Source organism: Simplicispira metamorpha (assembly GCF_004341365.1).
GTDB lineage: Bacteria > Pseudomonadota > Gammaproteobacteria > Burkholderiales > Burkholderiaceae_C > Simplicispira > Simplicispira metamorpha.
In genome coordinates, this window is record NZ_SLXH01000001.1 from 220,216 (window position 1) to 233,478 (window position 13,263).

At 67.1% G+C, this 13,263-nt stretch carries 11 protein-coding genes; 4 read left to right on the forward strand and 7 right to left on the reverse strand.

What is annotated here, in order from left to right:
* Positions 1 to 31 precede the first annotated feature (31 nt).
* From EV674_RS01095 to otnI, 4 genes are all read right to left on the reverse strand, one after another.
* Positions 32 to 1,504: a M20 family metallopeptidase gene (locus EV674_RS01095; protein ID WP_119013574.1), complete on the reverse strand. Its 1,473-nt coding sequence runs from the start codon at positions 1,502 to 1,504 to the stop codon at positions 32 to 34.
* 58 nt (positions 1,505 to 1,562) lie between these two features.
* Positions 1,563 to 2,774 (reverse strand): GGDEF domain-containing protein, encoded by a 1,212-nt coding sequence (locus tag EV674_RS01100; protein ID WP_119013575.1) that lies wholly within the window; start codon positions 2,772 to 2,774, stop codon positions 1,563 to 1,565.
* A 213-nt stretch (positions 2,775 to 2,987) separates the two neighbouring features.
* Positions 2,988 to 4,985, reverse strand: a complete 1,998-nt coding sequence (locus EV674_RS01105; RefSeq protein WP_119013576.1) for a methyl-accepting chemotaxis protein — start codon at positions 4,983 to 4,985, stop codon at positions 2,988 to 2,990.
* Positions 4,986 to 5,081: 96 nt separating this feature from the next.
* Positions 5,082 to 5,897: a 2-oxo-tetronate isomerase gene (gene otnI / locus EV674_RS01110; protein ID WP_119013577.1), complete on the reverse strand. Its 816-nt coding sequence runs from the start codon at positions 5,895 to 5,897 to the stop codon at positions 5,082 to 5,084.
* A gap of 208 nt (positions 5,898 to 6,105) precedes the next feature.
* Here otnI and EV674_RS01115 point away from each other — a divergent pair, with 208 nt between their 5' ends.
* Together EV674_RS01115 and EV674_RS01120 are read left to right on the forward strand one after the other, a co-directional pair.
* Positions 6,106 to 6,477 (forward strand): MerR family transcriptional regulator, encoded by a 372-nt coding sequence (locus EV674_RS01115; protein WP_119013578.1) that lies wholly within the window; start codon positions 6,106 to 6,108, stop codon positions 6,475 to 6,477.
* Between the two features lie 58 nt (positions 6,478 to 6,535).
* A complete protein-coding gene (locus tag EV674_RS01120) occupies positions 6,536 to 7,156 on the forward strand; it encodes an NAD(P)H-dependent oxidoreductase (protein WP_119013579.1) in 621 nt (206 codons plus the stop codon).
* A gap of 59 nt (positions 7,157 to 7,215) precedes the next feature.
* Here EV674_RS01120 and EV674_RS01125 read toward each other — a convergent pair whose 3' ends face one another.
* From EV674_RS01125 to alr, 3 genes are all read right to left on the reverse strand, one after another.
* Positions 7,216 to 8,796, reverse strand: coding sequence for an ABC transporter substrate-binding protein (locus EV674_RS01125; protein ID WP_119013580.1), 1,581 nt, complete (start codon positions 8,794 to 8,796; stop codon positions 7,216 to 7,218).
* Between the two features lie 102 nt (positions 8,797 to 8,898).
* Complete coding sequence (locus tag EV674_RS01130; protein ID WP_119013581.1) at positions 8,899 to 9,915, reverse strand: cytochrome-c peroxidase; 1,017 nt, start codon at positions 9,913 to 9,915, stop codon at positions 8,899 to 8,901.
* A gap of 187 nt (positions 9,916 to 10,102) precedes the next feature.
* A complete protein-coding gene (gene alr, locus EV674_RS01135) occupies positions 10,103 to 11,215 on the reverse strand; it encodes an alanine racemase (protein WP_119013582.1) in 1,113 nt (370 codons plus the stop codon).
* A 138-nt stretch (positions 11,216 to 11,353) separates the two neighbouring features.
* On the opposite strand from alr, the gene lplT reads away from it, so the two are divergent.
* Both lplT and EV674_RS01145 read left to right on the forward strand, forming a co-directional pair.
* Positions 11,354 to 12,658, forward strand: a complete 1,305-nt coding sequence (lplT, locus tag EV674_RS01140) for a lysophospholipid transporter LplT (RefSeq protein ID WP_119013583.1) — start codon at positions 11,354 to 11,356, stop codon at positions 12,656 to 12,658.
* 93 nt (positions 12,659 to 12,751) lie between these two features.
* Positions 12,752 to 13,237, forward strand: coding sequence for a glutathione peroxidase (locus tag EV674_RS01145; RefSeq protein WP_119013584.1), 486 nt, complete (start codon positions 12,752 to 12,754; stop codon positions 13,235 to 13,237).
* Positions 13,238 to 13,263: the final 26 nt, after the last annotated feature.

Below are 13,263 nucleotides of genomic sequence, written 5' to 3' on the forward strand. Positions count from 1 at the left end.
ATCAGGCTTACAGCCCGATTTGACGCATAACTTAAGCCACCGGCAGGCTGGCAATCACCTGGGCCACAGCAGCGGTGAGTTTTTTGGCGTAGGGCACGTGCAAAAACTCGTTGGGGCCGTGGGCGTTGCTCTTGGGGCCGAGCACGCCACAAACCATCATCTGCGCTTTCGGAAACCCCTGGCTGAGCAGGCCCATGAGCGGAATCGTGCCGCCCTGGCCGATGTAGCCGCAGGGCGCGCCAAAGTGCGCCAAGCTGGCGGCGTTGAGCGCACCCTCCAGCCAGGGCGCGGTGTCGGGGGCGTTCCAGCCATCGGCAGCGCTGGCGCCTTCCCAGGTCACTTTGGCCTGGTAGGGGGCGTTGTCTTCCAGCAGCGCCTTCATCTCTTGCACGCAACTGGCTGCGTCCACCAGCGGCGGCAGGCGCAGGCTGAGTTTGAAGGCGGTGTAGGGCCGCAGCACGTTGCCCGCGTCTTGCAGGGCGGGCAGGCCCTCGGCGCCGGTCACGCTCAGCGTGGGCTCCCAGGTGCGTTTGAGCAGGGCCTGCACCGGGTCGTGCGTGGTGGGCAGGGTAAAGGTGGTGGCGCCGCCGCAGTCGTAGTGCGCCCACGGAAAGCGCTGGAACAGCTCTTCGCCCAGGATGGCTGCTGTGGCGCGCGCCTGCGCCAGCCGCTCGGGCGGCACTTGGCAGTGGAAGCGGGCGGGCAGCAGACGGCCCGTGGCGCTGTCTTCCAGGCGATCGAGCACCTGGCGCATGATCCGAAAACTCGACGGCACCAGCCCCGAGGCGTCGCCCGAGTGGATGCCCTCGGTCAGGATTTCCACCTTCAGCGTGCCGCTGGCCATGCCGCGCAGGCTGGTGGTGAGCCACAGCTGGTCGTAGTTGCCCGCGCCCGAGTCCAGACACACCACCAGGGCCACGTCACCCAGGCGCTCTTTCAGGGCGTCGATGTAGGGCAGCAAATCGCGCGAGCCGCTTTCTTCGCTGGTTTCGATCAGGCCGACGATGCGCGGGTGCGGCACGCCCTGGCGTTGCAGCTCCTGCACGGCGGCGATGCTGGCGTACACGGCATAGCCGTCATCGGCGCCGCCCCGGCCATAGAGCTTGCCGTCCTCCAGCTGGGGCGTCCAGGGGCCCAGGTCGCTGCGCCAGCCAGAAAACTCGGGCTGCTTGTCCAGGTGGCCGTACATCAGCACCGTCTGGCGGCTGGCGCTCTGCGTAGCGGCAATCTCGAAGAACAGCACCGGTGTGCGCCCCGGCAGGCGCACCACCTCCACGGTGAGCCCGGCCAGCTGCTGCGCCTCGACCCAGGCGGCGGCGTTGCGCACCACGGTGTCCAGCAGGCCCTGCTGCTCCCAGTCGGGGGCAAACAGGGGCGACTTGGCTGGAATGCGGATGTAGTCGGTCAGCGGGGGCAGGATGTGCTCGTCCCAGACTTGGCTGATGCGCGCCAGGGCGCTGGCAGGTTGCAGGGCGGCAGGGTGATCGGGGATGCGGGCGTTCATGGCGGGCTCCTGAAAGAATCAAACTGCGCCATTGCATCACAAGGCCGGTGCAGGCCCATCAGCTCAGCGGCGTGGGGCAGGTGCCGGACAGGGCGCTGCCGGGGCGGGTGAAGGGGCCTTGCGCCTGCGCCAGCTCCACCCGGTTGCGCCCCGCTGCTTTGGCGCAGTAGAGGGCGCTGTCGGCGGCGTGGATAAGCAAATCCCAGGCGTCCTGCGGGGCCAGCACACCGCCGTACACGCCAATGCTGAGGGTGACCGGAATATGCCCGCCCTCCCAGGCGCAGGGCGTGGCCTGCACAACGTCGCACAGCTGCTGGGCCAGGGCGCGGGCGCCTTGCAGTGTGGTGTCGGGCAGCACCACCAGAAACTCTTCGCCCCCATAGCGCCCCACCATGTCCTGGGCGCGGATGCGCTGCTGGATCAGCGCCACCACATGGCGCAGCACCTGGTCGCCCGCCAGGTGGCCGTAGCGGTCGTTGACGTGCTTGAAATGGTCAATGTCCACCATCATCAGCGCCATGAACTGGCGCTGGCGCAGGGCGCTGGCCACAGCGCGCTCCAGCGCGGCAATGATGGAGCGGCGGTTGGCCACGCCGGTCAGTGCGTCTTGCCCGGCCAGGCGGCGGTTGGTTTCATCGGCGCGGTCTTTGGCCATGAAGACAAAGCCCATCGAAGTGACCAGCAGCGCGATGAAGGCCACCATGAAGGTGAGGGTCTGCACCGTGTTGCCGTGCAGGATGGAGCTGCCCTCCATGGCCGAGGCCAGTGCCGAAGAGCCCCGCGCCAGCAGCATGGCGGCCTCCACGGCCAGGCCCGCCGCCAGCAGCCAGGCACCGCGCCCCGGGGAGCTTTGGCGCCGGGCGTGCAGCGTCCACCATACCCACAGCGTCTGGCAGGCCAGCAAATAGGACGCGCAGGCCACGCGCAGGCCGTAGTTGGCCATGAAGTGCTGCATCAGCGCCGCCATGAACAGCGGCGGCACCAGCATCACCGGCCACTGCATGGGCTGCCCCTGAAAATTGCGCACCGCCGCCAACAGCCCGGCAAACATGACCGACATCAGTGTGTTGCCCCACACCACCGACCACGCATCAGCGATCTGCCCGCGCAGCAAAAACAACACATAGCCCGCTGCACCGACCAGCAACGACATGGCCCAGTAGTGCAGACCGTCGCGCCAGTTGCCCCAGCCCAGCACCAGCAAGGCCGCCGCCATGGCCACCGAGGAGACGACGATCATCAGCATCAAGGTCGGGACATCGGCGGTCATGGGCAAATCCGGGGGAAGGCAGTAGCGGGCAGAAGCAAACAATAGCATCGGAGAGCGCCCACCAGGCGCGCGCCGCCTGGGGGGGCCAGGGCGCAGCACAGAACTCAGGCATGAAATATGCCACCAGCCCCCGTGCAGAAAGCGCTAGCAGCTATCATTTTTGCCATACTGCACTGCGGGCCTGTGGCTGCAGCGCAGCGCTGCACACGGGCCTTACTGCAACTGGCGCAGCCGCGCCGCAGCCTGCTGGGCGGGCAGCACTGCGGGCACATGGCCCGTGCCCGGCGCCGTCAGCCGGAACACCTGCACCGCGCTGCCCAGGCGCTGGGCCTGCTCGCGCAGGCTGTGTGCGGCGGCGGCCGACTGCTCGACCAGCGCGGCGTTTTGCTGCGTCATCTGGTCAAGCTGGTTAACGGCGGTGTTGACCTGGCCTATGCCCTGGGCCTGCTCGGAGGCCGCCGCCGTGATCTCGCCAATGATGTCGCCCACGCGCTGCACCGAACCCACGATCTCGTCCATGGTGGTGCCTGCGCTTTGCACCAGGCGCGCGCCCGAAGCCACCTTCTCTACCGATGCGCCAATGAGCTGCTTGATCTCTTTGGCCGCATCGGCGCTGCGCCCGGCCAGGCTGCGCACTTCACTGGCCACCACGGCAAAGCCCCGGCCTTGTTCACCGGCACGGGCGGCCTCTACCGCCGCGTTCAGCGCCAGGATGTTGGTCTGGAAGGCAATGCCATCAATGACGCTGATGATGTCGGCAATCTTGCGCGAGCTGTGGTTGATGTCGTCCATGGTGGTGACCACCTCGCCCACCACACGGCCACCGCGTGCGGCCACCTCGGCGGCCGAACTGGCCAGCGCGTTGGCCTGGTGCGCCGCATCGGCCGACTGGCGCACCGTGGCGGTGAGCTGCTCCATGCTTTGCGCGGTTTGCTGCAAGCTGCTGGCGGTTTGCTCGGTGCGGTCCGACAAGTCCTGGTTGCCGGTGGCAATCTCGGCACTGGCCGTGGAGATGCTGTCGGCGGCCTGGCGCACCTGTTGCAGCAGGTGCAGATAACGCTGGCGCATGCCCTCCACCTCTTGCACCAGGGCGCCGATCTCATCGCGCCGCGTGGTGCGAAACGCCTGCGTCAAATCGCCCTGGGCCACCAGCGTGATGGCCTGCGTCAGGCCGCGCAGCGGCTCGCTCACACCCCGGCGCAGCAGCACAAACAAGGCCAGTGCCAGCAAACCAATGGCCAGCAGCAGCATGCCCCACACGGTCAGCATCACCTGGCGCTGGCTGGCCATGGCCTCGCCATCGGGCACCTCGGCCACCACCCACCAGCCGTCGGCCTGGGTCTTGCGCACCAGGGCCCAGGGGTCATCGGCGCCAGCCAGCACCGGGGTGGCGTGGCGCACAAAACCGTCCTCGGCGCTGCCCAGCGCCGCCAGAAACTCCTGGGCCTGCGGGTAGGCCTGCAACACCTTTTGGCCCCGGGCCGTGGGGTGGGCCACCAGCACCGCGTCGGCCAGCGACTGGCGCGGGTCAATCACGTACACACCGCCGTGCTCAAAAAAGTGCGTCTGCGCCACCTGCTTTTCCAGCATGCTCTCGAAGATGCTGATGTCGTTGCCGATGAACAGCAGCGCCACCACCTGGCCACTGCTGCCCTTGACCGGCAGGTAGTGGCCCATGTAGGGCTTGCCGCCCACCACGGTGCGGCCGGTGTAGGGCTCGCCAGTTTTGACGCGCGCGTAGGCCGGGTTGCTGCGCTCCAGCAGCATGCCTTGCTGGCGCTCGCCCTTGTCGTTTTTGATGGAGGTGGTGATGGCGATGAAGTCCTCGCCCTTTTTGGCAAACACCGTGGCGATGCCGCCGCTTTCGGTGGCGAACTTGTCCACCGAGCCATAGTCGTCGTTGACCAGGGCGCCGTAGCTGCGCAACTCGCCCGTGGCCTCGTCCAGATGCATAGCCGAGTCAAAGTAGCGCTGGAAGCCCTTCATCGTCAGCTGCACCAGCTCGCGGTTGGCGCCCGCCGCAGCATCGAGCGACTGGGCCACGCTCTGGGCGGTGTAGCCCACGCTGCGCACCACCTGCGCGCGGGTGCTGCGCTCGGTCAGCACCATGATGGCCAGCCCCACCACCACCAACACCAGCGCCACCAGGGCAATCGCCAGCGCAGTGGTGCGCCGGGCCACGGATTGGTTGTTGGTAATGGACTCGGCCATGGCATGCTCCCCCTGCAAAAACACATCGACCGGAACACAGCCGGCCACGGGAACACTCTACGGCAGCGAAGTCGTTACATCTGATAACGCATTCCCTTACGCAGTCTTGCGTACCGGCCGCCAGCCCAGACCGGCGCGGGTGCCTGCGGCGGGGCGGTATTCGCAGCCCACCCAGCCGCTGTAGCCGCAGGCGTCGATCAGGTCGAACAGGTAGGGGTAGTGCAGTTCGCCCCGGTCGGGCTCGTGGCGTTCGGGCACACCGGCGATCTGGAGATGCGCCACGCGGCCCGTGGGCAGGTACTGGCGCAGCTTGGTGGCCACGTCGCCCTCGACGATCTGGCAGTGGTACAAGTCCATCTGCACCTTCAGGTGGGGCGAATCGACGGCGTCCAGCAGGGCGTGGGCGTGGTCTTGGCGGTTGAGAAAGTAGCCCGGCATGTCGCGCAGGTTGATGGGTTCGATCAGCACCTGGCAGCCCTGGGCACCGGCCTGTGCGGCGGCCCAGCGCAGGTTGGCCACCAGCAGCGGCTCCAGCGCCTGGCGCGTGCTGCCTGCGGGCAGCAACCCGGCCATGAGGTGGATGCGCGGGCAATCCAGCGCCTGGGCGTAGCGCAGGGCTTCAAGCACCCCGGCGCGGAACTCCGCCTCGCGCCCCGGCAGGGCGGCGGTGCCGCGCGCGCCCTGCTCCCAGGCGCTGGCCATGGCGGTGCGCTCCAGCCCGGCGGGCGGCGCGTTGAACAGCACCTGGCGCAGGCCGTTGGCGCGCAGGCGGGCGGCCAGCTCGGCAGGCGCGAAGGCGTAGGGAAACAAATACTCCACCGCGCTGAAGCCATCGCTGGCAGCGGCGGCAAAGCGCTCCAGAAACGGCAGCTCGGTGTACATCAGGCTCAGGTTGGCGGCAAACTGGGGCATGGCGGGGTCACTCCATCAATCAACGGCGCGCAGCTTATCGCGGGCCCTGCGGGGGCGGGTAACGGCGCTGGCGCCTGCGGGGCAAAATACACGCCCAAAGTGCCTCCAGCGCCCATGCAGAAAGCGCTAGCAGCTCCTCTTTTGATAGTATCAAACCACCCTATCGTCCCACCCGGCAGCCCCTGCCCGCTTCCCCAGGAACCTCCCCATGCGCATCGGAGAACTTGCCCGCCGCACCGGCACCACGCCCAAAGCCCTGCGCCTGTACGAGGCGCGCGGCCTGCTGGGCACAGTGGCCCGCGCTGGCAGCTACCGGCAGTACGGCGAGCAGGACGTGGTGCAGGTGCAGCTGATTCGCCAGGCGCAGGCGCTGGGTTTTCGGCTCTCGCAGCTCGATGGCCTGAACGCCCTGCACACCCCCGCAGGCTGGACGCACATTGCCACGCTGGTGGCCACGCGGCGCGCCGCCGTGGCGCGTGAGCTGGAGCGCCTGCAAGCCCTGGCGCACGAACTGGCCACGCTGGAGGCGCAATTGCACACCTGCGACAGCCATCCCCTTCACCTGCCTTGCGCCGCTTGACTCTGCCCCATGGGGCAAGGTGAGGATGGCGCCATCGTGATTGGAAAAAGGGATTTTCATGGCGCAACGCATTCTCATCATCCAGGGCCACCCGGCGTCCGACAGCCTGTGCGCGGGCCTGGCCAGCGCCTACGCCGAAGGCGCCCATGCAGCGGGCGCTGAAGTGCGCTGGCTGCGCCTGGGCGAGATGGACTTTGACCCGCTGCTGCACGCAGGCTACCGGGACGCGCAGCCCCTGGAGCCCGACCTGGTGGCCGCCCAGGCCGCCATGGTCTGGGCCGAACACCTGGTGTGGGTGTACCCCGTGTGGTGGGGCGCCATGCCCGCGCTGCTCAAGGGCTTCATCGACCGGGTGTTCCTGCCCGGTTTTGCCTTTCGCTACCGCAGCGGCTCATCGCTGTGGGACAAGCTGCTGGCAGGCCGCTCAGCCGAGCTGCTGGTGACGATGGACTCGCCGCCCTGGTACTACCGCTGGGTGCAGGGCATGCCAGGCCACCGGCAAATGAAGCACACGATTCTGGAGTTCAGCGGCATCCGGCCTGTGCGCGTGCGCAGCATCGGCCCGGTGCGCAGTGCCGATGCCACGCGCCGGGCGCAATGGCTGCAACAAGCCCGGCAGTGGGGAACGCAGCAAGGGCGCCGGGCCCCCGTTTCAAGCAAAAACCGCCTCCAAGGCTGATGTAGCGGGCGCCAGCAGCTATCACATCAATAGCAAATAGCGCCCGCTGTGGCGGCGCCTCAGTTCACCTTCAGCAAGCGCCAGTCGATGCGGTTGTCGGCGCGGTGGGGCAGTTGCACCTTTTTGGTGGCCGCCCACGGAATCACTTGGTTGTACAGCGGGATGTGCGAGATCAGCTGGTGCTCGGCCAGCAGCGCTTTCTCGATCAGGGCGTTGCGCGTGGCGTGGTCGGTTTCTTTTTTGATGCGCTCGATCAGTGCGTCCTGCTGCGGGTCAGAAAAGCGCCCCAGGTTGAAGTTGCCGTCGCCGCCCGCGCCCGGCGAGCGGACCAGCGATTGCAGCGAGTAGAGGGCATCAAACGTGGGCACGCCCCAGCCCAGCAGGTAGATGCTGGCCTCGTTGCGCTGGATCATCGGGAAGTAGGTAGCAAACGGCTGCGTGCGCAGCTTGGCCTTGATGCCCACCTTGGCCCACTGCGCAGTGATGGCCTGGCACAGCTGCTCGTCGTTGATGTAGCGGCCTGCGCTGCACGCAAAGTCCACCTCAAAGCCCTGCGGGTAGCCTGCCTCGGCCAGCAGCTTTTGTGCGGCAGCGGCGTCATAGGGCCAGCGCACATCGGCCTTGGCCGTCCAGCCGTTGACCTGGCGCGCCACCAGCGCGCCCGTGGGCTGGGCCAGGCCGCGCAGCACCACGCGCTGGATGGTGTTGATGTCGATCGCCTGGTACAGCGCCTTGCGCACGCGCACGTCCTTGAGCGGGTTTTTGCCTTTCACGCTGGCACCGGGCAGCTCGTCGCGGAACTGGTCCATACCCAAAAAGATGGTGCGGTACTCGGCGCCTTCGAGCACTTGCAGGTTGGGCGTCTGGCGCACGCGGGCCAGGTCTTGCAGGCTGGGGTCAATCACAAAATCCACCTCGCCCGAGAGCAGCGCTGCCGTGCGCGTGGCGTCCGATTTGATGGGCGTCTGGATCACTTCGGTGACGTTGGTGGGGAACTTGCCCTTGCCCCACCAGTGCGGGTTGGCCTGCAACACGGCGCGCTGGTCGGGCGTCCAGGACTTGAGCACAAACGGCCCGGTGCCCAGCGCGTTGCGGTGGGCAAAGTTCTCGTCCTTGGACTTGATGTCTTTGGGCTCGGTGGATTTGTTGGCCTCGGCCCAGGCGCGGCTCATCATGCGCAGCTCGGTCAGCTGGTTCAGCAGCACCGGGTTGGGCAGGTTGGAGACGATGTCGATGGTGTGGCTATCGACCTTCACCACCTTGTCGATGCCCTGGGTATAGACGGCGTAGTTGGAGGTTTTGGCCTTGGCGCGCTCCAGCGAGAACACGGCATCGTCGGCGGTGAAGTCGCTGCCGTCGCTGAACTTGACGCCCTTGCGCAGGCTCAATCGCAATTGCGTGGGGCTGGTCTGTTTCCACTCGGTGGCCAGGGCGGCTTCGGGCTTGAAGGTTTTGCTGTTGTATTCGAGCAGCGTGTCGTACACAGCCGAGTGCAGGGTGTTGTTGGGGCCCAGGTTGTGCGCATGCACATCCCAGGTGGTCACATCGCCCGAGCGGGCAAAGCGCAAGGTGTTGGCGTTGGCCGCCAGGGGCAGGGTGGCGACCAGGGCCGCCGCCAGAACCAGGGGTTTGAAGTGCATGGCGTTTCGTCCTTCAGACAATACAAAACGCCACTGTGACCCAGCCACGCGGCAAAAGGAACTACTTTTTTAGGGTATCCATATGCCGCGCGGGGGCGCTGCTCACTCGAACGGCTGGGGGCGGCGGGTCTGGTCGCTCGATGGCGGCAGGATGGGCAGCACCATCTTGGGCTGGTCGCCCGTCAGCGTCTTGAGGAAAGCGACGATGTCGGCGTTTTCTTGCGGCGTGAACTTCTTGCCCAGCTGCAATCGGCCCATGGTGTCCACGGCCTCTGGCAGGGTGTCGGCGGCGCCGTCGTGGAAGTAGGGGTAGGTCAGCGCCACGTTGCGCAGCGAAGGCACCTTGAAGTTGAAGCGGTCGGCATCCTTGCCCGTGACGGCCGAGCGCCCCTCGGCAGGGTTGTCGGTCTGGTAGGCCTCGACCACGCCCATTTTCTGGAACGAGTTGCCGCCTACGTTGGGGCCGTTGTGGCAGGCCACGCAGCCACTGGCCTTGAAGGTCTGGTAGCCGCGCAGCTCCTGGGCGGTGATGGCTTTTTTGTCGCCCTTGAGCCATTGGTCAAAGCGCGCGTTCGGCGTGACCAGCGTTTCTTCAAAGGCGGCAATGGCCAGCGTGACCTCGTCGATGCTGAGCTTGTCATTGCCAAACACGCGCTTGAACTCGGCCACGTATTCGGGAATGGAGCGCAGCATGTCCACGGCCAGGTCGTGGGTGAAGGCCATTTCGCCGGGGTTGGCGATGGGGCCACCGGCCTGCTCGCGCAGGTCTTTGGCGCGGCCATCCCAGAACTGGGCCAGGTTCAGGCTGGAGTTGAGCACTGTGGGCGAGTTGATCGGGCCTTTTTGCCACTTGTCGCCAATGGAGGTCTTGAGGTTGTCGGAGCCGCCCATGCTCAGGTTGTGGCACGAGTTGCAGGAGATGAAGCCCGACTTGGACAACCGGGGATCGAACCAGAGCTTTTTGCCCAACTCCACCTTGGCCGGGTGGGTGACACGGTGCGGCTTGATCGGCTCAATGGGCTCTGGGGAGGGGCCTTTGGCATACACAGCGCCGGTGGCCAGCAAGGCGGCGGTGGCGAGTACACCGAGTCGGGCCCGCAAGATCCGGTAAGAGGTCATGGCGACGTCCTTTCTTGCAGCAGGAGCGCCCTGTGCGCCGTGCAATCCCGAACAACCCTGCGTCCTTCGGGCACTGCGAGCCCCCCACTGTGGAGGGATTGTTGAAGTGCCCCGCCCCCCTGCGCTTGACCTATCTCAAGCCAAAACGCTTTCCGCAGCCGGCTGATTGCCGCCGGGCGCGCGCCCGTCAGTCAGCCACGGCCACGGGCACACGCGGCGCCAGTGCGCACATCAGCTCGTAGCCCACAGTGCCTGCGGCGTGGGCCACATCGTCGATGGGCAACACGGCGCCGGTGCTGCTGCGGCCCCACAGCGTCACTTCGCTGCCCCAGCCGGGCTGCAGGCCCGCAGCCAGCACGGGGTTGAGGTCTACGGCCAGCATGTCCATGCTCACGCGCCCGAGCAGCCGGGTGCGCACGCCATCGACCAGCACGGGCGCGCCGGTGCCCGCATGGCGCGGGTAGCCATCGGCATAACCGCAGGCGGCAATGCCCACCAGGGTGGGGCCGTCTGCGGTAAAGCACGAGCCGTAGCCCACGGTGTCGCCCGCCTGCAATTGCTGCGTGCCGATCAGGCGCGTGGCCAGCGTCATGGTGGGCTGCAAGCCCCAGTGCGCTGCCGTGTGCTCGGGGTGGTCGGGGGCACTGCCGTACAGGGCGATGCCCGCGCGCACCCAGTCGGCGTACACCGCTGGGGTGCCAGGGCGCTGGCGCAGCGTGGCGGCGCTGTTGCACAGGCTGCGCTCGCCGGGCAGGTCTTGCGCGGCGGCGTTGAAGGCCGCCACCTGGTGGGCAATGCCGCGCGCGCCGTCGGCATCGCTGAAGTGCGTCATGAAAGAGATTTCATCGACCTGCGGCAGCGCGTTCAGCCGCGCCCAGGCGCTGCGAAAGCGCTGGGGCGTAAAGCCCAGGCGGTTCATGCCGGTGTTCATTTTCAGGAACACGCGGTGCGCCACCTGCGTTTTGTGCGCGGCCAGCATGTCGATTTGCTCGTCGCAGTGGATGGTGTGCCACAGGGACAGGCGCGAGCACAGCTCCAGGTCGCGCGGCTCGAACACGCCTTCGAGCAGCAAGATGGGGCCGCGCCAGCCCAGTTGGCGCACACGCTGGGCCTCGCTCAAGTCCAGCAGGGCAAAGCCGTCGGCGCCGCGCAGCCCCTCAAAAACATGTTCGATGCCGTGACCATAGGCGTTGGCCTTGACCACGGCCCAGACCTTGGCGTCAGCGGCAGCAGCGCGTGCGCGCGCCAGGTTGTGTTGCAAGGCAGGGGTGTGGATACAGGCGTGGATGGGGCGCGGCATGGCGGCAGACTCAGGGAAGATGCCGGGGATTCTGGCACCGTTGCACCGGCAGGCGCGTGATATAACCGCGCTTCCCTTGCTCCGGCCCCCTCTTTGTCCTGGGCACCAGCCCTGCGGCCCCCTCTCCAGCCCCTTGCCATGAAGCGCGGTTTCTACACCATCATGTCAGCGCAGTTTTTCAGCTCGCTGGCAGACAACGCCTTGTTCGTGGCCGCCGTCGAGTTGCTGCGCGCCAGCGGCGGTGCCGAATGGCAACGCGCCGCGCTGGTACCCATGTTCGCGCTGTTCTACGTCGTCCTGGCGCCGTTTGTCGGCGCCTTTGCCGACGCCCAGCCCAAGGGCCGGGTGATGTTCATCAGCAACGCCATCAAGGTGGTGGGCTGCCTGATGATGCTGTTTGGCTCGCACCCGCTGATGGCGTACGCCGTGGTGGGGCTGGGCGCGGCGGCCTACTCGCCCGCCAAGTACGGCATCCTGACCGAGCTGCTGCCCGCCTCGCAACTGGTCAAGGCCAATGGCTGGATCGAGGGGCTGACCATTGCGTCCATCATTTTGGGCGTGCTGCTGGGCGGGCAGCTGGTGGGGCCGGTGGTGGCGCCGCTGCTGCTGGGCATTGACCTGCCCGGGGTGGACACCGGCATCGACACCGCCCCCGAAGCAGGCATTGCCGCGCTGATCGTGCTCTACCTGATTGCCGCCTGGTTCAACACGCGCATCCCGCACACCGGCGTGGAAATGCGCCCCCTGCGCCAAGACCCCGATCGCAGCGTGCTGGCCAACGCGCTGGCCCTGCTGCCCGACTTCCAGCGCTGCAACCGCCGCCTGTGGCACGACAAGCTGGGGCAGATTTCGCTGGCCACGACCACGCTGTTCTGGGGCGTCTCGGGCAACCTGCGCTACATCGTGCTGGCCTGGGCCGCCGTGGCGCTGGGCTACAGCACCACGCAGGCCTCGGCGCTGGTGGGTGTGGTGGCCATCGGCACGGCAGCGGGCGCCATGCTGGCCTCCATGCGCATGAGCCTGGAAGGCGCCACCCGCGTCATTCCGCTGGGTGTGGGCATGGGCCTGCTGGTGATTTTGATGAACTTCATCGACAACATCTGGCTGGCCGTGCCGTTTCTGATCGTGCTGGGGGGGCTGGGCGGTTTTCTGGTGGTGCCCATGAATGCGCTGCTACAGCACCGGGGCCACAACCTGATGGGCGCGGGCCGCTCCATTGCCGTGCAAAACTTCAACGAGCAGGCCTGCATCCTGGGCCTGGGCGCGCTGTATGCGCTGTCCACCAAGTTCGGCCTGTCGGCCTTTGGCGCCATCTCGGTGTTTGGCGTGGTGGTGGCAGGCGCGATGTGGCTGATCCGGCGCTGGCACCTGCACAACTGCACCCACCACCCGCAAGAGGTGGAACACCTGCTGCGCATCGCGCGCCACGACGCCCACCATTGACTTCCATTTTGATAGCTGCTCGCGCTTACCCTGCGGGCGCTACAGGCCGATTTGGCTCACAATGGACACCCCCCAGTTTCAGGAGCCACTGCCATGCACCCACTGGAAGACTTCAACGCCCACAGCACCGACGGCCACAGCGTGCCGCTGCGCCAATACGCGGGCCAGGTGCTGCTCATCGTCAACACCGCCAGCGCCTGCGGGTTCACGCCGCAGTTGGCCGGGTTGCAGGCGCTGCACCAGCAGTACGCGGCCCAAGGGCTGGTGGTGCTGGGGTTTCCGTGCAACCAGTTTGGCACCCAAGAGCCGGGCAGCAACGCCGAGATTGCGCAGTTTTGCCAGCGCAATTACGGCGTGGATTTTCCGGTGCTGGCCAAGGTGGAGGTCAACGGCGCGGGCGCCCACCCGCTGTTCCAGTGGCTCAAGGCCCAGGCGCCGGGGCTGCTGGGCACCCAGGCCATCAAGTGGAACTTCACCAAGTTTCTGGTGGGCCGCGATGGCCGGGTGATTCGCCGCTACGCGCCGCAAACGGCACCGCACGAGCTGGCTGCCGACATCGAGGCCGCCCTGGCCGCCTGAGCCACACCCGCCCGGGGAGGGGCAGG